This is a genomic window from Legionella wadsworthii DSM 21896 = ATCC 33877 (genome assembly GCF_000701265.1).
GTDB lineage: Bacteria > Pseudomonadota > Gammaproteobacteria > Legionellales > Legionellaceae > Legionella > Legionella wadsworthii.
In genome coordinates this window covers 227,272-251,862 of record NZ_JNIA01000023.1, presented here as the reverse complement: position 1 = coordinate 251,862, position 24,591 = coordinate 227,272, and the positions used below count along the sequence as shown (strand labels likewise).

Genomic DNA, 24,591 nt, shown 5'->3' with positions numbered 1-24,591 from the left:
TTTTACATTCAACACTGACAAAGGATTAAGAATGGTTTCGTTATGGAGAGACATCACTAAAATAAAGCATAAATACCCCTCGCTTGATTCCGATCTTGAGGTGGATGTCGTCATTATCGGTGGAGGGATAACGGGAATTACCGCAGCGAAACAACTCATCGATGCAGGAAAAACAGTGGCATTGATAGACGCACAGGAAATAGGCGGTGTAACAACCGGGGCTTCTACAGGCAATCTTTATGTACCAGTACAACCTTTATTTCAAAGCATCGAAAGTAACTTTGATTTTAACACTGCGAAAACAGTAGCTCATTCACGCCAGATGGCAATTGATTATATTGAAAGTACCGTTCATGAATATAATATAAAATGCCATTTTAAAAAAAGACCTTGGTATGCCTATACGAACAAAGCAGATAATGATAGCTATCAAAAAGAAATTGAGCTTTGGAAAAGGATGGAATTGGCAGTAGATGAGACCCAAAATTTGCCTCTTAATTTAAAATTCAAAAAAGCGGTGGTGATGGCCAATCAGGCGAGATTTAATCCTTTACAATATGTTACCAGTTTGGCTCATGAATTACATAAAAAAGGATGCCATATATTTGAACATACAAGAGCATTAAAAATAAACGAAGACAATCTATGTACGGTGAATACGGAAAAAGCCAAAATTAAAGCTCAAAAAGTAATTATCGCGACGCACACACCTATAGGAATTAATCCCACACAACTTTATCTGGCTCCCTATAGAAGCTATGTGGTCGCTGTGAGTTTAAAAAATAAAGAATATCCGGAAGGCCACTTTCGCAATATGGATGATTCTGCTCCTATTTTATGTACACATCCTCATACAGGTAATGATCCCGAATTATTGATGGTCGCCGGCAGTCACCATAAAACGGGACAGGGTACCGACATGAACAACCATTTTAGAGAATTAAGCCATTATTTAGAACATGAATTTGATGTAGAGGACATTGTTTTCCAATGGTCTGCACAACATTTTCATGCGGCAGACAGTATTCCTTATATCGGTCTTGCTCATTCTTCGTCAAAACATGTTTATATGGCAACTGGATATTTTGCAGATGGTTTGGTTTATGGAACGTTAGCGGGGATTATCCTGGGAGATTTACTCAGCAGTAAAATGAATCAATTCTTCAAAATTTATGATGCCCAACGTAAGGATCTTCTCGATTCATCTGCATTCTTATTCAAAGAAAACGGTAATGTCTTATTACAATACTTAAAAGATCTCCCTCTCTTTACCCCCAACGAATATCAAGATTTAAAAGCAGGCGAAGGAAAAATAGTTGAGGTGAATCGCATAAAATATGCTGTATCGAAAAATGAAAAAAATGAGTTGCACGTGGTCACGGCAGTCTGCCCTCATATGAAGGGGATTGTATCTTGGAATAATGCGGAACAAACTTGGGATTGCCCACTCCATGGCAGTCGATTCTCTCCCAATGGAGAAGTTATAGAGGGACCTGCAACTTGCTCCCTGAAAGAACAGAGTATAAAAATTTTAGATAAGGATGCATAATATGGCTATTGTAGCAGTAATTCTTTTCGCTTTAACCATCATGGGGGGAGTTTACTTACTAACCTATATATTGGCAGAAAAAAATACGCCTAAAGGAGTCGCAATAATCCATGGAAGCGCTGGCGCATTAGGGATAATCTCCTTATTAATAGCATCTTTTTTTTATCATTCACTTTTTTATATTTTAATCATTTTTATAGCTGCAGCTATAGGTGGAGGAGTTTTATTTTATCTTGATCTTTGCGGGAAAAAGATTCCTAAAGTTTTAGCTTTAGGGCATGGAATTATTGCAATTATTGGGTTTATTATTCTAGCAATAGTTGTATTTCACAAATAAGCCAATCAAAAACAACCCCGCTGTGTTTTTAATAGGGCAGAGCAAAAGCTTTTATTTCCTAGCCTTCTTCAAAATAGTCATAAACTTCTGTTTTAAGAATTTATAATTATTTGATGGCATGACATGCATAATATATACTCACAAGCATCAAATTTTAGCACCGAATGACAGAATATTACTCTCGAATTTATGATCCATTGAAAGGTTAAAAATGACTAAAAGTACCCCAAATAAACCAAAATATATCCTTCATATTCTCTATGCTACAGCATTTGCACTGGCAGTATTGATTGTGGATGTTTCTCTAATATGGAGTAAAATGCAAGCAAATCCTGAGGTTAATGAAAAAAAAGAAGTAATCAATCCGGTACAAGAAGTTCGAGCTTCTAAGGAGCAAGAACGTAAATTAATTGTAGCCACTTGCCATAAACTTGTAGAAAACATGCAAAAGAAATCACTGGCTGAAGCTTGTACTACTCAAAATGACCATATCATGAAACAGTACAATAATTGTCTGGATGATGCGAAAACAATGGCAGACTATTATGCTTATACTTTTTCTCCTTTACACAAGAATGAAGTATATGCTCATCAAGTAAATCGATGCAAAAGACGATTCAACATGAACGCTGCTAACCAACGTTGTGTTATACCTCAATCCATAGCAATGAAAATTAAAGCAGATTTCAATAAAATGGAAAAAAGTTGTAATCAAATTACCTAAGGTATAATTTAAGAGATGCCTTCATCAAAGCAAAGATGGAGGCATTTTTTTGTCTATCAGATTCGGACCAATCCTGCAATGACTTCTCTTAAAGTGAGGATGACCTCCTCCACAATTCCTAAATTTTCACCCTCAACCATTAATCGAATTACTCGTTCTGTTCCTGAGTATCGAATCAGTACCCTGCCATTTACCCCAAGTTTTTGTTCATTTTCTTCCTTCGCTTTTTCAATATCTGCATGGTTGAGATCTATTTTTTTTGTATAAGGAATCTTCACGACTTTTTGAGGATATTTTTTTAAACCTTGTTTTAACTCATGCAACGATTTCCCGGTAATTAACATAAATTGCAACACTTGCAATGCTGCGATAATGCCATCCCCAGTCGTATTGGTGCCTAAATAAATAATATGCCCTGATGGTTCACCGCCTAACTCCCATTTTTTTTCTCTCAAAGCATGTATGATATTTTGATCTCCTACTGGTACACGTGTAAAAGGAACTTGCAAATCGCCTAAAGCAATTTCCAATCCTACATTACTCATATAAGTACCTACCACACCCCCAAAAGCCTTCTTTCTATGCAACAACTCCTTTACAAGGATATAGAGAATATCATCTCCATCTAGAATCTCTCCTTTATCATCCACCATAATGACCCTGTCCCCGTCACCATCGAAAGCAATTCCGATGTCAGCATTATTATGGAGTACGGCATACCGCACAGCCTCAGGATAGATGGAGCCACAATGAAGATTGATATTCATTCCATTTGGTGTTGTATTAATCGGAATAACATTCGCATCCAGCTCCATAAACACATTGGGAGCAATGTGATAAGTTGCGCCATTGGCACAATCAACAACTACTTTGATATTTTTAAAAGAAGTGTGATGCGGCACTGAACTCTTACAAAATTCAATGTAACGACCTGCTGCGTCATGAACGCGCTGAGCTTTTCCTAAATTTTTAGATAATATGTTGTCTATAGGGCGATCCAATTGGTTTTCGATTTTATTTTCTATTTCATCAGAGAGTTTGTACCCCTCCTTAGAAAAAAATTTGAGGCCGTTGTCTTCGTAAGAATTATGAGATGCACTAATTACTATTCCTACATTGGCGCGTAAGGTCCGTGTAAAATAAGCAATTGCTGATGTGGGTATAGGCCCTAACAGGAAAACACGCGTTCCCGCCGCCAAAAGGCCGGCCTGCAGTGCGGATTCAATCATATATCCAGAAATTCGTGTATCTTTTCCAATGACTACTTTGGCGCCTGGTTCAGCACCTAATACTCGTCCTATAGCCCATCCCAATTTTGGTAAAAATTCGATAGTAATAGGAAATTCACCCACACGTGCACGGATTCCATCAGTACCAAAATATTTTTTTGATGACTTCATCTTTTGCTCCAAACGATCTTATTCTACAGTGACTGATTTTGCCAGGTTCCTTGGCCGGTCCACATTTTTCCTTTGAATTTTAGATAAAAAAGATGGCTAATCAGCTCAGAATCTGTCTGCGATGAGATAAGACAAGATGTTTCTTCAAATTGAGGGAGAATTTGCCTATGGTTTTCAATAATTCCGTTGTGAACCAATGCTATTTGATTCCCCGCTATATGAGGATGGGCGTTTTCCACACTTGGAATCCCATGTGTTTCCCTGCGAGTATGAGCAATTCCACCTACAATACCCCACATACCATTAGATCCTTCCAAAAATTATTCACTTTTTATTACTTTTATTATAGATATTTTAAAAATTAATGTCCGGATCATAGATAAAGAGACATCGAGATGTTCTTTAAACGGCTTTAAAATTCAGGGTTAACCTTTAAATGATTTAAACAACATAACGATAGGGCAAACCTCCCTGTTTGGTGGTATTCTGATCTACATTACTGTTTTCACTTGATGTCACATTTTACAGGTGATTTTCCTTCTGGGTGAGCCCTCATGATCGGCACATCCCAACCCAAATTCAACATTCATGTTGCCTTCAAATCCGCACTCAGGAAGATACTGTAATATGTCTGCAGCAGGGTAAAAAGGGTGCGCAGTATTCCATGGATCGACAATGACTTCTGTATGTTGCAAGGATGAAATGAGTTCTAGATGCTCATTTTCTGTAAAATTTTTCTTAATCTGAAATAACGGTTCATTCATGCCATCTATTAAAATATAACAGTGACCGCCCTGTTTATTATCCACGTCAATACGTTGGAGGGAACGAATTGGAGAAGCCTTGCCTGCGCTTATTATTTCTCGCACACGAGTATATAAGTAAACAAACGAAATATTAGATTGCTCCGTGCAGTTACCCCATTTTTTGCCGCGAGGCGGGGTATGCGCATGTCGATACCATTGTGACATATTGATACCTGTGCTTCTACGATATGCACTTTGTTCAAAGTCTAAAGCGGGTGGGGAATTTTTGGCGATTTCTTCCCTTCTTCTCTGAAAAAAACCAAATAGGTTTTTTACATCGAGATTATTAAATTGAAACCGGTACCGTTCCAATTCCGTGTTGTTTTTGATGTCATAAAAGTCATAATTGGTGGATTTCATTCTATCGGAAGTATATTTCACTGCTTCCTGAGCGAAATGTAAATTGTTGAGTAACCTCTCACCGAGAATCATAGATTGTTGAACAACTTTTTCATCAATTGTATCGTAGGAAGGATCAAGCAATTGCATCTGAAAAATTTTTAATTGATTTACCAAATTATTTTTTGTGGTGGGCGCGAGAAGATTAATGGCATTAAGTAATTCATTGATCTTCTCTAAAAACTCTTCTGGTTTCATATACATGTCTCCAAACAGATATTGAATTTTTTCATGAGCGATACCCTAATACGCAGCTTCAAAAACCTGAAAACACCGGTATGCAGGATAGGCAAATTAAAGAGTGATGCTTATAAAGGATATTTAAAATCATTGCTACAAAAAGAAGGAAAATACAGTATAAAAAGAGAAACAAAACTGCAAAACTGCATGTTTTTTGTAACATAAAATTTATTTTGTGAATATTTTTGATTCGTAACTTTCTGAGTCTGCAATGCTAGTCTTTAGCCATTTTTCTTAATGATCCGGCTCTTGTATGTTTCGACACCTTCACAGATACCTCTAAAATTACTTACATGTAGCAAAATATGTTAATGGAATATAGGATTACTTTATTAAAATCACCCATGAATTAGGTTTTTAAAAAAAGAATAATGCTGGTATCGAATTACTTATTACAGGCTATACTTATATTAGTGTATTCCTAAATAATTAAAACGCACTATTCTGTTTTCATTTATAAGGAGATCGCTATGAGTAGATCTAAAAAAGGGAAATCGGCTCTCAAACAAAGGAATAAAAAAGCAGCGGATAAAGAGCTCGATAAAGCATTAAAAGATACTTTTCCTGCTAGCGACAGCACAGCAAAATATTGATGTAGTCAAGGTATATACCAATAACAGAAAGAATATAGTTTGTCCGCTAGTCTAAATGAATTGCCCTTAACATTTTGGACGTTGTCTTAATTCATCTATAATTATCAATATCTCTTTATTTGCTGAGTTCCCCATGAAAATTCTTTTGTCGCATCAGGATTGTAAGGATATTTCACTTAGGGTAAAAGGACAATTGGGCAGACTGTTTCAAGGGCAAGATTTTGTTACGGAAAAGTTTGTAGAAAACGGTGAATTTATTTTTGGGCCAGAAATTATCGCAAAACCATTGCGTGCATTTACTCCCACGACAAAATTTGCGGTAGAAACAAATCAATTAGAATATGTAAAACAGATTTATGAAGAAATTGATAAGAATGATGATCCACCTGAAGTAAAAAAGGAAAAAAAACAATTAGTTGAAAGTACCATTTTGTTTGGCCAATTATTATTTGCCCAATCAGCGAGTTTTCATTTTTTGGATAAAATCAAAAAAGCATACCCTGATCTTCAGGAAAAAATAAAAAAGCTGGAAGGTCTGATTGAAGAGGAAGGAATACAAAAAGATGCATACTCTAAGCGAGATACTTTAATAAGAAGAAGAAAATTTATTGATGGTTTAAATGAAATAAAGACGGATTTAAACCAAGTGATGAAATTGACACAAATTGAAGGAGAAAAAACCAAGCTAAAAGACAGCTTGTCTGATTTGGAAAAAGTACAACATTTTTATTATCAAGCCAATGATTTGAATTTTAAATATGCGAATAAACCATCCAGAAGTTATTCTACTTTTGTGAATCATTGCGAGAAATATGGAGGTAGGTTAGGGCTGGCTGTTTCCCTTATTGCCGTTGGTGCTACCGCGCTTTCTTTTATTCCAGTTTTAACACCAGTTATGGCGCCAATTGCCTTCATTGCATCCATGACGTCATTAGGAATTAGCACCCCTTTAGCATTCAAAAATATAGGGACCATGATTTATAATTTTATAAAATATGGAGCGCAGCCCACGCCTAATGAGATAATCAATACCAGTTTATATGCCACTAATGTCCTATTTGCTGGTGTTGGTCCAGTTGTTTCTACTGCTGCTAAAATTGGCGCAGTGAGTCATGCATTTAGTACAACAACTAAAGGAGTCAGTTTGGCTTATAGTGCCACAAAAACAGGATATGGCGTTACTTCCCAAGTGCTCAATGCCCAAAATAAAAAAGAAGTAATTGATAAGTACAAATCCGAATTATCCGAAAAACTGGATTCCGACACCACCTCTGAGGATGGTTTTCACCCTTGATAAGAGACAGGATGCCTTTATCTAGAGGATGGGATAAAGGTGTGCATTCATTCACTCATTCTAATTTATCGAGCCTTAAGGATTGCTTGACGGTCCAGAAATCTTTCCAGGGGTCTTCTCTTAACTGCTCCAGACGTTTGGGCAAGGTTTTAATGGTGTAACTGTTGTCTTCTATATCGTCGCCCAATTCATCCCAGGAAAGCGGGGTAGATACCGGTGCATGTAGCCTGGCACGAGTAGAATAGACTCCTACAGCAGTCGCAGTTCGTTGATTTCTTAAATAATCTACAAAGATTTTTTTACTCCTTTTGGATTTTGTCATTGTGCTGATGTATTCCTTGGGTTTTAATTTTTCTAAAAATTGTACAAATACATGAGTAAATTCTTTGACTTCTTCCCAATCGTATTCCGGAATAATAGGAACAACAACATGCAATCCCTTTCCTCCCGTGCTCTTAACAAAAGAGGTCAACTCATATTGCGCTAAATAATCACGCACTTCCTTCGCTCCTTGAACCACTCTTGACCAAGGTACATCAGGAGCTGGATCTAAATCAATAATAATAATATCGGGCTGTTCCAGATGCTGAATGGTACTTCCCCAAGGATGTATTTCTAAAACACCCATTTGCACTAAGCCAAATAATCCATCTTTATTATTTAAATAAATATAGCGTTCATGATCTTCATCCATGGGATCTTCAATTGGTAAAAGATCTTTTTGTGTGCTTTTATTGTAATGGCGTTGGTAAAAACATCGATTATAGTCGGAAGGGCAGCGCACCAGGGTTAAAGGTCTTAATCTTAAATAAGGAAGAATGTAATCAGCGACTGCTTCATAATAATCAAGTAAGTTGCTTTTTGTAATACCATCCTCAGGATAAAGAATCTTGTCAGGATTAGTGAGTACAATATTTGATTTTGACTTTGGTTCAGGCAAATTCTCTTTTTCTTCCTTTGCCTCTTCTAAAGGTATCTCCAATTCACGGACTACTTCCGTTGCTTTTTTATCAAGACGCATCCCCTTAAAACTAGGGTGACGCAAATGATCATCTTTAGTCCATTCTGTAAACTCTACTTCACATACCAGCTCAGGCCTTACCCAATGTGCTTTATTAGAACCAGGTGGTTTAGAGGTAAACGGATTGGATTGAGTTTCCTTATCTAACAAAAGTTGATAAATTTCATTTAATGAACGCTCATTAAATCCTGTACCCACGTTACCTGCATAATTAAGCTTACCTTTTTTATCATACACACCAAGAAATAAAGATCCGAAATGACTGCGCCCCCCTTTGGGCAGAGAATAGCCGCCAATTACAAATTCTTGACGGTTGATGCACTTAATTTTTAACCAATCTCTACTTCTTTTTGATTGGTAGATTCCATCAATACGTTTGGAAATAATCCCTTCCAAGGCAGAATCGCAAGAATACTCATAAAGTTCCTTCCCTTCTTTTACAATATGATCACTGTAATGGAGGTGAGGGACCTCAGCTGTTAAAACATTTTTTAAAATTGCTTTGCGCTCTAATAATGGGAGCTTACGCAGGTCATAGCCTTCAAAATAAAGTAAATCAAAGAGAAAATAAGTAAATGGTGCTTGCTTCCCATTTTTTAATGAATTTTGGAGAAGTTGAAAATTAGAACGTCCTCTGTCATCCAAAACAACCACCTCACCATCCACAATAATTTGCTTGAAAGGTAATTGCCGGACCGCATCCGCAATGGGTTGTAAATCAGCAGTCCAATCCTTATTATTGCGCGATTTTAATTCGACCTTTTCATCATTTTTAAAAGCTAAAATTCGATATCCATCGAATTTGATCTCATGTGCCCATTGAGCACCCTCTGGCGGCTTATCCACTAAGGTTGCAAGTTGGGGGGGAATGAACTTGGGGAAATTCGATTTATCTAATCCTTCAGGTAATATAATGGTAGGTTTCTTAATCGCTTTCTTTTTTGGTTTTTTAGATTTAACCGGCTGCGCCCCTGAGTCTCGCCAAACATGAGTATAGTTTTCTGCGATCTCATCCATGCTGTAGTTTGAAACAACACTTTTAGTTTGCGCACGGGTAATATCATAATTCTCTTCACTTTCTGCGTATTCATCTTGATACTTGATTAAAAACCAATGCTTCTCATCTTTAAAGCGAATTAAATCCCAACGGCCGTTTAATTTTTCACCGTGGATTTTGAATCGTAAATGACCTTTTTCATAAGCCTTATAAGCATTTTCATCTAAAGGTTCCCAAGTGCCTTTATCCCAGAGCATGACGGTACCACCCCCGTATTCTCCTTTAGGAATAATTCCTTCAAATGAACCGTATTCTACTGGATGATCCTCTACATGCATCGCCAAACGTTTGACATGAGGGTCAAGGCAAGGTCCTTTAGGTATTGCCCAGCTTTTTAACACCCCATGTAATTCCAGACGAAAATCATAATGGAGGTGACTTGCGGCATGTTTTTGAATAATATAAAGACGAGAGTGCTCTTGGTGCAATTTTCCTTTTGGCTCTGGTGTCTTTTTAAAATCTCTTTTTTTATAATATTGTGATAACCCCATCGCCCTTCTCCTTATTTTTTAGCTTGCGTCCTTTTTTTAGGTGCCGGTGCTTGCTTTAATTTTTTCTTCTTCATGCTCTCTTTTAATAGTGACACAAAATCAACGACAGCATCGTGACTTCGAACCGCTTTAGTCACTTTTTTACCTTTTTGGGTTAATTCATGAATCTGGTCATCCAACCATTTTTGGAGTGTTTCCCGGTATTCATTATGGTATTTTTCTGGTTCCCATTTTGTACTCATATCATTAATGAGATCGACAGCCATTTTTACTTCTTTATCGGAAATTTTAAAATTTTTTATACCCTCTGTCGGGACATTAAGTTCCTCTTCTGCACGGAGTTCATCTTTAAAATGAATTAAATAAAGGAGGAGCGTATGGTTATGAGGAAGAATAATGCTTAAATATTCTTTTGTACGTAGTATGGTTTTTGCAACGCCTACTTTGTTTGTTTTTTTTAATGCTTCTCTTAAAAGTACGTAGGCTTTTTTGTTTTTCCCTTCTGGAACTAAATAATAAGGTTTTGAATAGTACAAGCTGTCAATTTCTTTGCTGTCCACAAATTCTTCAATGTCTATGGTTTTAAAGAGTTCTGGGCTTGCTTTTTCAAAGGCTTCTTCATTAACGATGATGTAATTGCCTTTATCATACTCATAGCCTTTAACAATATCGTTCCAAGGTACTTCTTTACCCGTTTCCTCGTCGACACGTTGGTAACGAACTCGAGAATTTGTTTTAGAATTCAATAAATGAAAATGGATTTCATTATTTTCTTCTGTAGAAAATAACGAAACCGGTATCGAAACTAATCCAAATGAAATATCTCCTTTCCAAATTGATCGCGCCATTTTTAGCTCCTAATTATTCTAAGTTACTGCAAAATGACTGCTAATACAGTTAATTATAAAAGAATGGGTGGGCACTGTATAATTTTAGACCAATTCTCGTGGATTATTAAATCAAACCTTTTAATTAAGGCTGATTTGGTGGCTTTAATTTAAACTATTCGTGCTAAAATTATATAGTACTGGTAAAAAAACCTTAAAAACAATTCACATAATACTTGTTGAACAACAAATCAAAATTTAGGAACACACAATTATATGGCTAATCGTGCTGCTTTAAGATGGCTTATTAAAGGGAAAAGTCGGTTTCCTGTCATTCAATACATGTTATTAAATGACACATTAGAATATCTCATTCCACCTCAAGAACTTATTATCACGGATTTGAAAAAAGACGTTTGGACCATACTCCATGAACTGGAACAAAAATCAAATGGCAATTCTCTAGAAATATATTTTAAATCAGTCACATTAGCTTACGGGAGACACAGAAGGGATTCCGCTCAATTTCATTATCTCATTTCAAGCTATCTAAGAAAAAACAACTTAATCAAATCCAATAGTAGAACTGCTTATTTATTAAAGAAAGAGGAGTTGAGATTATTTAAAAGTGCGCTAAATTGGTTGGATGTAGATTGCAAGACCCGTGGGTGCGCCTATGTTGCTTATTTATGGATGATTGCTTTGAAGGCAACCCGAAGTAGAATCAAGTTAGTAATTAAACAAATTTGGATGAAAAGACTGTCTATAATTCGAATGAATCAAAAACAGCGAATGGAATTTTCAGAATTTTATTCGCTTTTAGATTCATCCAATTTTAATTAACTGGTTACTTTTTGATGAAGCAATTTCCTGTTTTTAAGCTACACTTAAGATGATTTTTAGTGAGGAAAAGGAATATCTCATCGTACTCTTTTAAAGAGAGTGCACTCCTTTAAAGGAATAATCATGCTTATAGGCGCTTTAGTTTTTTTTGCTATCGCTATTTTAATGGCTTTTTACCGTTTTAAAGGAACCAATCCTACACTAAGGGTAATCGCCAGAATTCTTTTTTATTTTTCCTTATTGGCCTTTTGTGTTTTACTTATTGTTTATACTCTCAACTCTGGACCGCCACTTCCCGAAGGTAAAAAAAATCTTCCTTTATAGTCAGCCATAATTGGGGGGAAGCAGGTGTCGAACTGAAAACAATGTACCGCAAGGTTCCGCAGCTTTGACCTTATTTTTGTAATATCTCAATGACCACACTCACATCCAATGCCAGGGATCTCACTCAGAACTAACTACTTAATTAATACAGACATAACGGTATTATTTGATATAAGCTATTGAAAGGATTACTTTTGCAAAACAAAGCTTAATTTTCCAGTTCTTTCAAGACGTGCTTCCTTGATATTATCCAATGTGTCATGATGAATTGTTTCTCTTATACTCTCCATTATATCATCTATGGTAATTTGATTTTTGCGTAAAACCTCCCAATCTACTTTACCGTTACAAATGACTCTTGTAGATTCGCCTTTCAACATTTTACCCGCACGATGACTTTTAAAAGTCCAATAGGCAATGAGCCAGTGTAAGAGTATTAATACTCCGCTACCTACCATTGATTGCAAAAGCGTAGATGAACCATTTATGGCCCGACTTACTACAGAACCTAATATAATAACCAGAACAAAATCGAATGAAGTTTTTATATTAAATCGTGTATTAGCAAAGCGGATCAAAAAAATTGCATAAAAATAAATAATTATTGTTCGAATAATTATATAAATTAAATCATGATCGGAATTAATTTTATTAAGATAAAAAAACAGCATTTTGTTTTATCCTTAAATGGAGTTTCATCTTCCCTTTGTTTTAATACTATTCATTTATAAACAGTTTTTAAATTGTATCATAATAAAGTAAACGAGAAAGGTCTTGTCTAGTTAAATAAAACCTTACTTAAAGGATGGATTTGTGGATATTTAAGGTATTTATAAAAAATTATGATTAGATAAGAAGTTCTAAAACTTTATTTTTTAAAATAAAAATTCGCTTGATTTTAAAAAGGTTAATTGAGAACAGTATTCCCCAATGTATAAGCATCTTTTGATACCGATTTAATTTGTTTATGAAATTATTCCGTAACATATGAGTTCATTCGAAAGCTTATAGCCAGAAAGCAGTGAAAGACTGCGCGCTTTGTCCTGGTTGTGAATATCCTTAGCATCCATCTATGAGTGATGGATAGGATCAACCAAGCCTGCTTAATAATGGTTAATTCGTTCATCCTAGTTTGTTATTTTGCCAACCGATTTAAGATATTTTTAGGCAAAAGCAACCAATAATGTCCTTTATTTTTCATGTGTTCTCCAAGAAACGCAGCAAACTTTCCTGAGCCCCAATAAATATCACCCCGCATAAATCCCCGTATGGCTCCGCCGGTATCTTGGGCTATCATAAGACGCTGGAATTGTTTCTCGCTAGATTGATTTTTGGCAGGGCGTTTCGTATCTAGCCAGAGGGGGGCTCCTAAAGGAATCCATTTCTTATCTACTGCTAAAGAATAACCAGGAGTTAACGCCATCCCCTGAGCACCTAGAGCCATAGGTTCTCCCATGTCCTCAAAGAACACAAAAGATTTATTTTTTTGAATTATTGTCTTTGCTTTTTCAGGATGATTCTCTAAATAGCGGATTATCGCAGTTTTGGATGCATTATGTCGGGTCATAATGCCTTTATTTATCATCACCTTGGCAATAGATGTATAGGGAGCACCATTCTCTCCTGCATAACTGACATATTTGTTTTCGCCATTAGGCAGTTGAATCACCCCTGAACCTTCTATTTCTAGAAACAATCGTTCCGCAGGACTATGGATCCATGCAATAACAGGAGCTTTTTTCTGTAGCGCGCCATTATCTATTTGCTCGCGAGTGAACGAAGTGGAATATTTGCCTTTAGGTAATCCATAGATGGGGGTATTGTATTGGGCGCTTTTGGTTAAGGTGCCTTTTATTTTAGGCATGTAATAGCCGGTAAATAAGCCATTGACGGGTTTCTTCTGTGTAAATTCAATTGGATGAAACCATTTTTCAAAAAACGCTTTGGCGGAATCCTCTGAAATTTCTTCTAAGGCTATAGCCGCTTTGCAAGCTGGATGCCAATCTTTAGTTTTTAATTTGATATGCTGGGTTCTAATTGTATGCGATGGGGATTGCTTTAAAAAAGTGTCACATGATTTTTGAAAGGCAAGTAACGATTTTTTAACATCTGCTGTATCCCATCCAGGCAACTCTTCAAAAGAAACTTTGGTTAAAGCAATATTTCTGCTTTTTAAAATCACTTCTCTTGGGCTGAACTTTGGCCGATAGTACTTTCTTAATGTGATTTGATTTGTTCCTTTAGGTGCTGTGGTTGCTATTTTTGTAGCACTTTGATGCGCTAAAGTAATGACATTTCCAGCGCTCCTATGGACGGTGTTTGCTATTTTTCCAGCACGCACAGGTGAGTTAGTATTTTTTTCAGTTGTATTTCGTGCTGATTCAGTTTGAATCACCTCATTCATAAGCTTTAGGAATTTCGCGTCACTCGAATGCTGATACAGTGACACCCCTACAACCCCGAATGTAAGACAACTAATGCTGATTATTATATAAATTAATTTCCTACTCATGTGCGCAAGGTTTACATAAGATGAAATTGAAATCAACACTTTTTGTCATTTTTGGTATAATCTGAAGTCTTATTAATCTTTATTTATACAATTTTTTCAAATTAAGAACAAAAAAGACCCTGCTTTCGGGTCTTGGATGGACGGAATGGGTGCAATAATTTATAACTATTTGCGCATTATTTAGTCATTCAAATAATCCAGATCAGTGGTTATTTGTCACTGCTGCAAACCAAAGATTTATGCCTTCAACTAAGGTTGGATGAGCAAACATGACATCCCGTAATTGCTTATAAGACATACCTAATTCCATAGCCAATTGAATGGCCCCGAGAATTTCACCGGCCTCAGCACAGAAAATTGACACCCCTAAAATTTGATCTGTTTTTGCATCAATGATGGCTTTCAAAACACCCGTGGTCTCCCCTTGGGTTTTAGCCCTGGGGATCGCTGCGGCTGGTATTTTTGCAATTTTAATCGAATAACCTAAAGTGTTGGCTTGTGCTTCAGTCATCCCAATTCGTGCCAACTCCGGATCAAGGAATACTGTATAAGGGATTAGCCGGGATTGCGCTGATTGTTTGTTCTGAGGGTTTTCAAGGTTATGCTTTACAATTCGATAATCATCTAAAGATAAATGGGTAAATTGAGCCCCTCCTTTGACATCTCCTAAAGCCCAAATGCCTTCAGATGTTGTTTCCAGATATTCATTGACCTTAATAAAACCACGTTCGTCAAGTTCCACTCCCGTTTTATCTAAATTTAATGTTGCAGTATTCGCAGTTCGTCCAACAGCAAGAAGGACGTCACTTCCTTGGATAGTTTTCATCTTTCCATTCTGATTGACGTTAATGACAATATCGCCATGATCTTCTTGAATACTCGTAATTTTAGTATTGAGAGCAAAATGGATGCCTTCCTGGTTCAAAGCATCGAATACCTGCTCCGCGATGTCTCTATCCTCACGTCCCAAAAATCTGTTATCCGCTTCGATCACAGTAACTTCTGATCCTAAGCGATGAAATAGTTGGGCAAACTCCAAGCCAATATATCCGCCGCCCACAATAAGTAAATGTTTCGGCACTTGCTCAACATTCATTAAACTATCATTCGTGTGATATTTTATTTTATCGAGCCCCGGAATAGGAGGTATAAACGGTAATGCTCCAGTATTTATAAAAATTTTATCGGCAGTAATTTCCAATATATTTTGGTTGTCCCTTGGTGAAGTTAACTTCACTTCTATTGTCTTGGGTCCAACAAAGTGCCCACGACCCAGCATAAAATCCATACCTGAATCTAAAAATTGTTTTAAATTTGCTTCTCGCATGACGTTTACTACGGACTCTTTGCGGGCACGAACCGCTTTGAAATCAACTGGGTTTAAAGTGGCTTCAATGCCATATTTGCTTGCTGTGCGGCAATAATGCGCAATTTTGGCAGATTGTACGAGCGTTTTTGTAGGAATACAGGCGACATTGATACATGTACCTCCAATTTGATTGTCTTCTACCATGACGACGCGTAGACCGGATTTGGCTAAATCAACAGCCAAAGTTTTACCTCCTTTCCCGCCTCCCAAAACAATTACATCATATCTTAAGGCCATAATCTTTCCCTAAAAGAAAACATAAGTAATTTATATTAAACTATAGAATCAAATTAACTTATTTTGAAATATCCAGTAAGTGATTTGCTAGGAATCAGTTCTATGAAATCTTTTAATTAAACTACTGCGACAAAGACCGCGCCAGGGCGCGGCCGAAATTTTTTGAGTACCTTTAAAATCAATCAGCCTTGGCGAGCGCGAAATTTCCAGTCAGATTGATGGTAGCTATCCCAAAATTACTTGCAGAATTATTTGAAGTAGTCGTCGTAGTATTATTATTCTTGTTGAAATTAAATGTTGAAGAATAGCGTACATCGAGGCCAATACTCGTAAAATCATCAAGAAAATAATTAAAGCCAAGAATTCCTTGTGCTGCGAAACCAGTGCTTGAGGAACTGAAATTTGCATTGTCGATGATTGGAGAGCAAGTATTTAAAGAAATACATTGGCTGTTACTATGGAATATAGCAGTGTTAGACAGATAGGCGCCACCGATACCTACGCCGATATAGGGGAAAAAATTCTTATCAGGATCCGAGGATATAAAATCATAGAAACCATTTATAAATTCATAAGCCCCTATAGTATATCCTTTAAAGCCTAAACCTGTTTCCACAAAAAATGGATCGCATACTCCTTCAGGACCTAATACTTGTGGACTTATGAGTTTACAAGAACCCACCTGCATGGATCCATAATTATTAAAATTAAAAAGGGTTTCAGCTTCTACTCGAAAATTTCGTATTCGCCAGCCCAGTGAAGCACCCATCCCTCCCCCTATTGGTTGCAATTGTATTGTTCCCAATGAGGTGATCCCATTAATGGTAAAATTTAAATCTTGACTTGAGGGATGGCTAAGTTGTGCCAGCAATCCAAAATAAAGCCCTTCGACTCTGTCGGTACTAAAAGCATTGTGACTTGCGACCAAACCTAATATAAATCCCAATTTAATAATCTGTCTCATTCTATATCCTATATTAATCCGAAGGACTTTATAAAATCATACCTGCAAGTTTGATACAATCATTCCTGCAAGCTGAAAGGCTATCTGAAAACATACTCCAGAGGCAAATTTTTACATCGACTCCAGGCAATGTTACTTTTTATAACTTAACGGAACTCTTGAGTTTCAAAAAGTACAAAGGTGTCTTTTTTATTTTAAAATATTGCTCTGAACCTCAAAAATTCTTCTTTGTGCAGAAAACTTGTCATTAAAATTCTTTATCCCTTCTTCACGCATCTTACTTGCAAATTCAGTAAAATAAACATTTAAAAATTCCCTATTTTCCACGTGGTACTGAACGGTTAATTTTTCTTGATCAGCAGCTGTTTCATTTTCGGGTTTTAAAATACTGGCTTGAATAAATCCTGGGATCTGGAGCATTTCTTTGACATGGCTTTTTAACCACAATTGAAACTGGGGGTATATTTCTCCCTGAATGGCTAAATTAACTTCGTATATAACCATATTTTTCCTAATTTAAATCATTTAAAAATTAAATTAATGCCAATCGGACATCGCATTAAGGTTACAATTAATTGAGGTATTAATCCAGAGAGAAGAGATAGTAACTTATAATTTTATCAAGACTTTCTACACAAATATTTTCCTAATAAGTTCAGGCCTGCATATTTGTAAATTGCCAAGGATCATTGTGATTCAATTTTTCAGAATACAACCACCCCCTATTTTGTAGCGGAGTCCAATCCGTATAGTATCCTTGTACTCGACCAAGATAGGGTAATGCCACTTCCATAATTTGTTCAAAATCCATCTCTTCAGGTTCAACAATGCCTTTGTTTGGATGCCTCAATGCCCAAACAATACCAGCAAACAGGCCTGCTACAACCTGTAAACTAGTCGCATTATTATGTGGTGCTAAGGTGCGTGCTTCTTCAATAGATAAGGTGGAACCATACCAATAAGCCCCTTTCCGATTCCCCATCAACAATACACCCAATTCATCCATCCCCTGCTTTACTTCCTCAACAATTAAACGGCTTTTTTCTTGAGGAATCCATTCCCTTGCGCAAAGTTCGTAAACAGAAAGAACTGCATCTGGGCATGGGCAATATGCATAGAGTACAGTAGGTCTATAAATTACATCTGAATCTTTAGTCAGAGTTAAATATTGAGTAATGGAGGTTGTTTCTGGGTGGGTGATAAGAAAACCCTGATAAGCCCCAAAACTAGGTGTCCATGATCTGATTTTAACACTGGCGCTTGGACGCTCAAGATAAATGGTACACTTTGGTCCAACTGTGTGTGATTTCGCTCCCTCAGGTAAATGAAGCTCATGGCTTCCCCAGCCAATCTCAACAGGCTGTCTTATCTCCTCAATAAATCCTTGGATAGACCAAGTATTAACAAATTCATTCACGGTCTTAAAGGGCAAGGCATTTTGAGTATCATGTTCGGCAACATGGATGGCTTTTATATCCAGTGAATAAGCCAATTGGGCCCATTCAGTACGTGTTTCAGGCACATCAATTTCGAGCTGATTGTCCTTGGCTATATTTAATAAAGCTTGTTTGACAAAATGTGATACCAAACCAGGATTAGCACCATGGGTTAGAATAGCGGTTTTAGAGGTTTTACCTTTTAATTTGAGTATCTCTTCTCGTAAAAGATAATTCGTGCGAGAGTCTGGAGGCATATCTTCCAATATAAATTCTTCGCCCCATCGTTCAGTAGAAGCATTGATGTACATCGCCCCCTTCAGGTCACATAAATTCAACAGGTTAGAGCTGGAAAGAGTAATTGAAACATCGATAACAAAATCCCCAGGTTGAATTTGCCCCCCAAGAATTTCAATATAATTATTGCGGGTAATTCTTTGAATAAGAAAATTGACTCCGAATTCTTGAGCCAAGTGCATGGATTCTTCGCCATCTGTTATGATAGTGATCTGTGCAGGTTGAATATTCAATTGGTTCATAAGTAAGGGTAATAAAGCCTGGCCAATACACCCAAATCCAATGATTATCATCTGATTATTGAAAACATTTGCTTTTTCCATGCAAAATTTCCTTATGTTTTATTATAAATAAAGCAAAATTTTTTATAATAAATATTCAATTACTTGTATCAGTTTATTACTTATTTTTTATAAAATAGGAGATATATAGTTATTTATATTAGGCCTTATTCCCAATATTTTCCAAAATCAATCTTCTAATTATTATTCTCAAAGAGAAATGATGAAGAAAGTATTTAAGTTGACACTTTCAACCTAATAGTTACTATTAAAAGTAATAAAAATAAAAGCAGCGGAACGAATTATTTAATGCGCTTATTGCTTAAAAATTCCTATATTAAAAATAAGAAACATCAGGTTATCGGCCTTATTTTATTTTTAATAGGTCCATCAGCTCAGGCTGGAGCGCCCTTTCTTACAGATGATCCTGTAATTTTGGAACAAAAAAAATGGGAACTTTTTCTTTTTTCAGCATTGGACTTAAACAATGATCTTTTTTTAGAACCTTATCTCTATGCTCCAACCATACAAGTCAATTACGGAATTTTTAAAAGAGTAGAACTCGATATCATATTGCCCTATGCAATGGCTTTACCGGATGCAGCTCCCTTCTCCAAGGGATTTGGAGATATGCAGTTGGGAGTAAAATTCCAGTTTATTGAAGAAACAAAGACAATGCCTCAAATAGGGACTGCACCTGTTCTTTGGATCCCGACTGGAAATGCCGATCAAAACTTAGGAAATGGAATACCTTGGTTCAAAATTCCTATTTTGGCGCAAAAAAGCTGGGGAAAATGGACAACCTATGGTGGAGGGGGTTATGTCTATAATTCAGCACCAGGTATGCTTCATTTTTTTTTATGCCAATTTGCTCTTACAAAAAGAAGTGAAAGACAATCTGACATTGGGTGGCGAGGTTTTTTATGAAGAAGCTATGACTTTTGATGGGGCAGCCTCTCTCATTTTAAACGCAGGGGGAATCTATAATTTCACGAAGAATTTTGCCTTGCAATTTTCAGTAGGCCACAGTATTGCCGGTCAAGAGCATTTACTAGGATATTTAGGACTTTATTGGAGTATTGGTAAAGACTCCTCCTCAAGTTTGAACAAGATGCACCAACAAGCCTCCTCCGCAAATGTGAATGGAGCGCATAAAAATCAGTAATTTACCCTTTCTCCTCAACGAATTCACAATTTGTGTCCAGCTTCAACGGCTCTGAAGGAGGCATTCCCATGCTTTCTGGAAAAATAATGCGAAATCCTGGCTCTAATATTTGTCCCAGAGGATTCTTAGAAATTTCCGAGGTACGTACCTCGGCCCTTCTTTGCATTAGTAATTGATATAGTTTTAAAACATATTCATCCGTTTGTGCCCTCACTTGACAATGGTGGAGAAAATTTCTAGTTTTCTGCCTATAAAACTCAGCATCTTGCTGCGGTGAGTTGAGGTTTTTTAGAAGTTTTTTAGCAGCAGAATCCTGAGATTGAGCGAGATTTTTCATGAAGGATGCTTTCCAATCTGAAGTAATAGTATTCGGAACAAATCTCAATAGGGCACAACGTTCATAAGAAAAGATGGGATTTGTACTATCTACGTCTAAAACATCAAATACAAATTTTTTATCTATTAGACGTCTTTGGATTAAATTATCGATTGCAATTTGGTCGGATTTCGCTTTAACTGGGGTAAGCCAGGCATGATCTGCATCATTCAAAGCGGTTTCTGGAAAATAACTGCCTACATTATTTAAAGCCATTTGATAAAATGTTCGCGAAATGCTTATTGTTTGCTTTTCTTCGGCTTTCAAAAATCTTGAATCAACGAAAAACTCAGCCGGAATACTAATTTCAGATTGAACTAAGTCATTTGGAAAAACATCAGACATTAAGTTGAGTTCTACAGGACAAAACAAAGGACGAATTAACTCTTGAAAAGAATGGGTTTGTATCTGATGTAATGCCTTACTTGGTTCTAATTTTTTAACTCCAATGAGAACGTTTTTAGCCAAAGCTTCCGAAGAAACCAAATTTTGCATAATTTCCTTTAAAGCAAGATTCGGTTTTCGTCCTCCAAAATCCAAACCTCTATTGGGTTCCCACCAATCATTATGAGGAGTATCCAACTCTTTCATAATCGGACCACCGGCTCCATGGCAGCCAGAGCAACGAAGTCTACTCCCGAATTTAGGGTTATTGGGGTCTTTCTGTCGATGAAGCAATTCATTATCCGCTACAATATCATGGGAATCTCCTCGATAAAACCATTGGCTACCAGAACCAGTCCCACGCAATTCATAGAAATTAAAAACTTCTTTTCGGTGATCCCAAGCCAAGGCCTCAATCATAAGGGAGTTTAATTCTTTGTTTTGATCTGCGATCAAATCACCCTCTGTATTGATTGATGTAAAATGTCCAAAGAAAACATCACCCGGGTTAATGCTTAGTTGATTATCCAATGTTTTAAATTCCCCGAACACCATTTCAAACAAACTAAAACTTCCTTGATTAGGATTGTGAAAACCTCGGTTTGCTACCATGGTCGTTTTCAATCCTAATTTCGAGTTTTTAATCATTTGCCGAAATTCAAAAACATTGGCGGGACATGGATTGGATGCAAGTAACATTGCTAAAAAATCATGGTTTGCGTTTATCATTTGACCCGATGAATTGAAGAGGGTACATGCAGCAAACCCTGTCACTTTAAAATGGATAAGGGTAAATAAAACAGTGAATAAATAATAAAAAAATTTTTTCAATGGTGCATTCCTTTCGCTATTTCAAATTGCATTTAGGTCATCAAACGCTCGGCTATTTTCCTCTAAAGAAGAGGTAATTCACTTTTTATCTTGGTTTTATTCTGGTTTGTATATGCTATCCTCGAACCTTTTAAAAAATCATATTTATTTATTTCTAATATCTGCCAAGAATCAGGAATCACTTGCAAAATACCAAAAGATAAAGCGATACCTTGAGAAATATGCATAATTTAAATAGTACATTCGCCAAAATTCATCTAAATAATTTTCTCAATATAAACCTGTCAGAGTAAGATTACTTTGACAGGTTTCCAGTACCGCAGTTTTCTCGACGATAATGTGAGCGTATTCTGGATTCGTCAGACAGATTGCTGAATGGAAACAAGAGAGCTAAATGTCCCCATTTTGGTGAGCGTGTATCCATTAAAAAAAAGGAAACCATTAGAGGTAAAATAATAGCTACCCCTTGTTGTAATTGACGGCTTTCGCTAATAAATCGTGGGTTACTTGAGCAAACACTCTATGCTTAGGGCAACCAAACCAATGCCATAAATATTCATTCAGTTTAAGAAGCAAATCAAAGTCAGAAGTAAGCATATCCTTTGGCATAAAAATAAAACCCATCATAAAAACAATCCGTCATGGTGTCAAAAAATTCATGCAACCCCTTGAAAGTCATTTAAAAAACAATGAGCCCAATTTAAATGCACATTTTACAAAAACTACTATACTTTTAAAACTTGGACGCGCAGGAATTGATGGATATGGATAACCTTCAATGGACATTGGATGTTAATTTTAAAAAAAAAACCACCTATTCACCTAAATTTTTTTCCAACCATCCAGAGAGATGTGAGGCTAGCCATCCTCTGCTTATCTCTTTTTTTGCTTGGCTCAGGAGAATAAATGCCACACTCAATAAAACGGATGTCATGAATCAAAATGAACAAATGAAACGTGATCTCAAATACATCCATAAACAAAATTTCCTTCTTTTTTTAATGGTAACCAAACAGTTTAGAATCCTAAACAGACTGTGGAAGTCTCCTTTATTGACATGTAATTTTTATCGTGCCAACGCTTTTAAAGCTTATACAATTCGAAGGTATAAAAAGAGAAGAATTAAAAATAGAATGAGAAGAAGGTATGATTTTGCTTTTTCCAAACAAAATACCTTATTTTTTCTAAGGGAAATCAATCAAAAATACGGGAACATCATCTTTTCTCATCAAGATCCCCAAATGAAATACCTAAATTGTCCCATAGGAAATTGCCGCGACCCCAAAAAATAGGTTACAACACAAAAATTTATCCAAATCGGCAATTTATTGCAGAACCATTGATAATACCCCGTCTTACTTTCTTTTCAGCAGGGAAGATATCTCGAAAAAAAGTGGAAGTGGATCAGAAGCAAAGTTTAATGTTTAGTGGAAACCTTCCGCCTGTTAAGTTCTAGAATGCAGGTGCATCGCATTTGCTGAGGTGTTATTTAACTGTAACCAAATGGCTACTGGCACAGTGGTTACAGTGTTAGTTTATACATTGATTCGCTCTACCCCACCCAAATAGGGTATCAAAGCTTTGGGAATGTGAATATTCCCTTCTTTATCCTGGTAATTTTCCAGGATAGCTACTAAAGTTCTTCCAACCGCAAGGCCAGAACCATTTAATGTATGAACTAATTCGATTTCCCGCGTTTGCTCATTTCTAAAACGTGCTTTCATACGTCGTGCCTGGAATGACTCCATATTAGAGCAGGAAGAAATTTCACGATATGTATTTTGGCTGGGTAGCCAAACCTCTAAATCATAGGTCTTTGCTGAACTAGGACCCATGTCACCAGTACAAAGAGTCATGACTCGGTAAGGTAACTCTAATTTCTGTAAAATTGTCTCTGCATGTGTCACCAACTGCTCCAACGCACGATAAGAATCCTCGGGTTTGGTAATCCAAACCAATTCCACTTTTTCAAACTGATGCTGTCGAATCATTCCCTTAGTATCTTTACCATAGGATCCCGCCTCACTTCGGAAACAAGGTGAGTGACAAGCATATTGAAGCGGTAAAACCTGCGCCTCTAAAAGTGTATCGCGTACCGTATTTGTTACAGGAATTTCTGCAGTAGGAATCAAGTAAAATTCATGATCGCCCTTTAATTTAAACAAGTCTTCTTCGAATTTTGGTAATTGTCCTGTTCCCATTAAGCTATCCGCATTCACGATATAGGGCACATAGATTTCTTGATAACCATGTTGCTGCGTGTGGATATCCAACATAAATTGGATCAGCGCTCTGTGCAATCTGGCTAATTGATTTTTCATCACTACAAATCGACTGCCCGTAATTTTTGCAGCCAAAGCAAAATCCATTTGTCCTAAACCTTCACCTAACTCGTCATGGGATTTAACGGGAAAATCAAAAGTGGGAACCTTACCCCAACGCCTCACTTCCTGATTCTGCTGCTCATTTTCACCTACTGGCACAGACTCATGAGGTATATTAGGCAACCTTAGTGCGATCGCCTCAATTTGTTGTAATAGTATATCCAAAGCCTCTTTTTTTTCTTCAAGTTCCTGCGCAAGTCGATTCATTTCTTCACGCATCGGTTCTATATCTTCACCCCGAGATTTGGCCGCGCCAATGGCTTTGGAGCGTAAATTACGTTCATTTTGCAAGGCTTGCGTTGCAACTTGCAACGACTTTCTTTGTTCTTCTAAGGAGGTGAACGAAGACACATCAAATTTAAAACCTCGCTTGGATAACTGAGATGCAACAAATTGCGGATCATCCCTTAATAATTGAATGTCTAACATAGGATTTCACTCTAATTTATT

At 36.7% G+C, this 24,591-nt stretch carries 24 protein-coding genes; 10 read left to right on the top strand and 14 right to left on the bottom strand.

Features of this window, described 5'->3' with window-relative positions:
* Nucleotides 1-31: 31 nt before the first annotated feature.
* From BU07_RS0103450 to BU07_RS0103440, 3 genes are all read left to right on the top strand, one after another.
* A complete protein-coding gene (locus tag BU07_RS0103450; RefSeq protein ID WP_031563717.1) occupies nucleotides 32-1,549 on the top strand; it encodes an FAD-dependent oxidoreductase in 1,518 nt (505 codons plus the stop codon).
* A gap of 1 nt (nucleotide 1,550) precedes the next feature.
* Nucleotides 1,551-1,886: a hypothetical protein gene (locus BU07_RS0103445; RefSeq protein WP_031563716.1), complete on the top strand. Its 336-nt coding sequence runs from the start codon at nucleotides 1,551-1,553 to the stop codon at nucleotides 1,884-1,886.
* 211 nt (nucleotides 1,887-2,097) lie between these two features.
* Nucleotides 2,098-2,610, top strand: coding sequence for a hypothetical protein (locus tag BU07_RS0103440; RefSeq protein ID WP_031563715.1), 513 nt, complete (start codon nucleotides 2,098-2,100; stop codon nucleotides 2,608-2,610).
* Between the two features lie 56 nt (nucleotides 2,611-2,666).
* On the opposite strand, the gene glmM is transcribed toward BU07_RS0103440, so the two are convergent.
* The 3 genes from glmM to BU07_RS0103425 form a co-directional block, all read right to left on the bottom strand.
* Complete coding sequence (gene glmM / locus BU07_RS0103435; protein ID WP_031563714.1) at nucleotides 2,667-4,010, bottom strand: phosphoglucosamine mutase; 1,344 nt, start codon at nucleotides 4,008-4,010, stop codon at nucleotides 2,667-2,669.
* 23 nt (nucleotides 4,011-4,033) lie between these two features.
* Entirely contained in the window at nucleotides 4,034-4,309 is a 276-nt protein-coding gene (locus BU07_RS0103430; RefSeq protein WP_031563713.1) for a class II glutamine amidotransferase domain-containing protein, read from the bottom strand.
* Nucleotides 4,310-4,525: 216 nt separating this feature from the next.
* Nucleotides 4,526-5,413, bottom strand: a complete 888-nt coding sequence (locus BU07_RS0103425) for a hypothetical protein (RefSeq protein WP_031563712.1) — start codon at nucleotides 5,411-5,413, stop codon at nucleotides 4,526-4,528.
* A gap of 512 nt (nucleotides 5,414-5,925) precedes the next feature.
* On the opposite strand from BU07_RS0103425, the gene BU07_RS17785 reads away from it, so the two are divergent.
* Together BU07_RS17785 and BU07_RS0103415 are read left to right on the top strand one after the other, a co-directional pair.
* Nucleotides 5,926-6,048, top strand: coding sequence for a hypothetical protein (locus BU07_RS17785; RefSeq protein ID WP_278030600.1), 123 nt, complete (start codon nucleotides 5,926-5,928; stop codon nucleotides 6,046-6,048).
* Between the two features lie 133 nt (nucleotides 6,049-6,181).
* Complete coding sequence (locus tag BU07_RS0103415; RefSeq protein WP_031563711.1) at nucleotides 6,182-7,342, top strand: hypothetical protein; 1,161 nt, start codon at nucleotides 6,182-6,184, stop codon at nucleotides 7,340-7,342.
* A 55-nt stretch (nucleotides 7,343-7,397) separates the two neighbouring features.
* On the opposite strand, the gene ligD is transcribed toward BU07_RS0103415, so the two are convergent.
* Nucleotides 7,398-9,911 carry a DNA ligase D gene (gene ligD / locus BU07_RS0103410; RefSeq protein WP_031563710.1) on the bottom strand — a complete coding sequence of 838 codons (2,514 nt, stop codon included), beginning with the start codon at nucleotides 9,909-9,911 and terminating at the stop codon, nucleotides 7,398-7,400.
* Nucleotides 9,912-9,922: 11 nt separating this feature from the next.
* Nucleotides 9,923-10,759, bottom strand: a complete 837-nt coding sequence (gene ku, locus BU07_RS0103405; RefSeq protein ID WP_031563709.1) for a non-homologous end joining protein Ku — start codon at nucleotides 10,757-10,759, stop codon at nucleotides 9,923-9,925.
* Nucleotides 10,760-11,014: 255 nt separating this feature from the next.
* On the opposite strand from ku, the gene BU07_RS0103400 reads away from it, so the two are divergent.
* Both BU07_RS0103400 and BU07_RS0103395 read left to right on the top strand, forming a co-directional pair.
* Complete coding sequence (locus BU07_RS0103400) at nucleotides 11,015-11,581, top strand: hypothetical protein (RefSeq protein WP_242601877.1); 567 nt, start codon at nucleotides 11,015-11,017, stop codon at nucleotides 11,579-11,581.
* A 123-nt stretch (nucleotides 11,582-11,704) separates the two neighbouring features.
* The gene (locus BU07_RS0103395; RefSeq protein ID WP_031563707.1) at nucleotides 11,705-11,905 is read left to right on the top strand and encodes a DUF1328 domain-containing protein; all 201 of its coding nucleotides are present in this window, start codon (nucleotides 11,705-11,707) and stop codon (nucleotides 11,903-11,905) included.
* Nucleotides 11,906-12,093: 188 nt separating this feature from the next.
* Here BU07_RS0103395 and BU07_RS0103390 read toward each other — a convergent pair whose 3' ends face one another.
* From BU07_RS0103390 to BU07_RS0103365, 6 genes are all read right to left on the bottom strand, one after another.
* On the bottom strand, nucleotides 12,094-12,576 hold the full coding sequence (locus BU07_RS0103390; protein ID WP_031563706.1) for a DUF421 domain-containing protein: 483 nt from the start codon (nucleotides 12,574-12,576) through the stop codon (nucleotides 12,094-12,096).
* Nucleotides 12,577-13,040: 464 nt separating this feature from the next.
* Nucleotides 13,041-14,354: a murein transglycosylase A gene (gene mltA, locus BU07_RS0103385; RefSeq protein WP_242601878.1), complete on the bottom strand. Its 1,314-nt coding sequence runs from the start codon at nucleotides 14,352-14,354 to the stop codon at nucleotides 13,041-13,043.
* 265 nt (nucleotides 14,355-14,619) lie between these two features.
* Entirely contained in the window at nucleotides 14,620-16,023 is a 1,404-nt protein-coding gene (locus tag BU07_RS0103380; protein ID WP_031563704.1) for a mercuric reductase, read from the bottom strand.
* 178 nt (nucleotides 16,024-16,201) lie between these two features.
* Complete coding sequence (locus tag BU07_RS0103375; RefSeq protein WP_031563703.1) at nucleotides 16,202-16,987, bottom strand: outer membrane beta-barrel protein; 786 nt, start codon at nucleotides 16,985-16,987, stop codon at nucleotides 16,202-16,204.
* A gap of 189 nt (nucleotides 16,988-17,176) precedes the next feature.
* Nucleotides 17,177-17,491, bottom strand: a complete 315-nt coding sequence (locus tag BU07_RS0103370) for a DUF4286 family protein (RefSeq protein WP_031563702.1) — start codon at nucleotides 17,489-17,491, stop codon at nucleotides 17,177-17,179.
* A gap of 151 nt (nucleotides 17,492-17,642) precedes the next feature.
* Nucleotides 17,643-19,043 carry a saccharopine dehydrogenase C-terminal domain-containing protein gene (locus tag BU07_RS0103365; RefSeq protein ID WP_031563701.1) on the bottom strand — a complete coding sequence of 467 codons (1,401 nt, stop codon included), beginning with the start codon at nucleotides 19,041-19,043 and terminating at the stop codon, nucleotides 17,643-17,645.
* Nucleotides 19,044-19,310: 267 nt separating this feature from the next.
* On the opposite strand from BU07_RS0103365, the gene BU07_RS16640 reads away from it, so the two are divergent.
* Complete coding sequence (locus BU07_RS16640) at nucleotides 19,311-19,928, top strand: hypothetical protein (protein WP_084157784.1); 618 nt, start codon at nucleotides 19,311-19,313, stop codon at nucleotides 19,926-19,928.
* 7 nt (nucleotides 19,929-19,935) lie between these two features.
* Nucleotides 19,936-20,166 carry a hypothetical protein gene (locus BU07_RS17160; protein ID WP_084157783.1) on the top strand — a complete coding sequence of 77 codons (231 nt, stop codon included), beginning with the start codon at nucleotides 19,936-19,938 and terminating at the stop codon, nucleotides 20,164-20,166.
* Between the two features lies 1 nt (nucleotide 20,167).
* Here BU07_RS17160 and BU07_RS0103355 read toward each other — a convergent pair whose 3' ends face one another.
* Both BU07_RS0103355 and BU07_RS17360 read right to left on the bottom strand, forming a co-directional pair.
* Nucleotides 20,168-21,757, bottom strand: coding sequence for a hypothetical protein (locus BU07_RS0103355; protein WP_031563699.1), 1,590 nt, complete (start codon nucleotides 21,755-21,757; stop codon nucleotides 20,168-20,170).
* A 459-nt stretch (nucleotides 21,758-22,216) separates the two neighbouring features.
* Nucleotides 22,217-22,384, bottom strand: a complete 168-nt coding sequence (locus BU07_RS17360; protein ID WP_154659361.1) for a hypothetical protein — start codon at nucleotides 22,382-22,384, stop codon at nucleotides 22,217-22,219.
* 137 nt (nucleotides 22,385-22,521) lie between these two features.
* Here BU07_RS17360 and BU07_RS16945 point away from each other — a divergent pair, with 137 nt between their 5' ends.
* A complete protein-coding gene (locus BU07_RS16945; protein WP_031563698.1) occupies nucleotides 22,522-23,049 on the top strand; it encodes a hypothetical protein in 528 nt (175 codons plus the stop codon).
* Nucleotides 23,050-23,292: 243 nt separating this feature from the next.
* On the opposite strand, the gene serS is transcribed toward BU07_RS16945, so the two are convergent.
* Nucleotides 23,293-24,570 (bottom strand): serine--tRNA ligase, encoded by a 1,278-nt coding sequence (gene serS / locus BU07_RS0103330; RefSeq protein WP_031563696.1) that lies wholly within the window; start codon nucleotides 24,568-24,570, stop codon nucleotides 23,293-23,295.
* Between the last annotated feature and the right edge of the window lie 21 nt (nucleotides 24,571-24,591).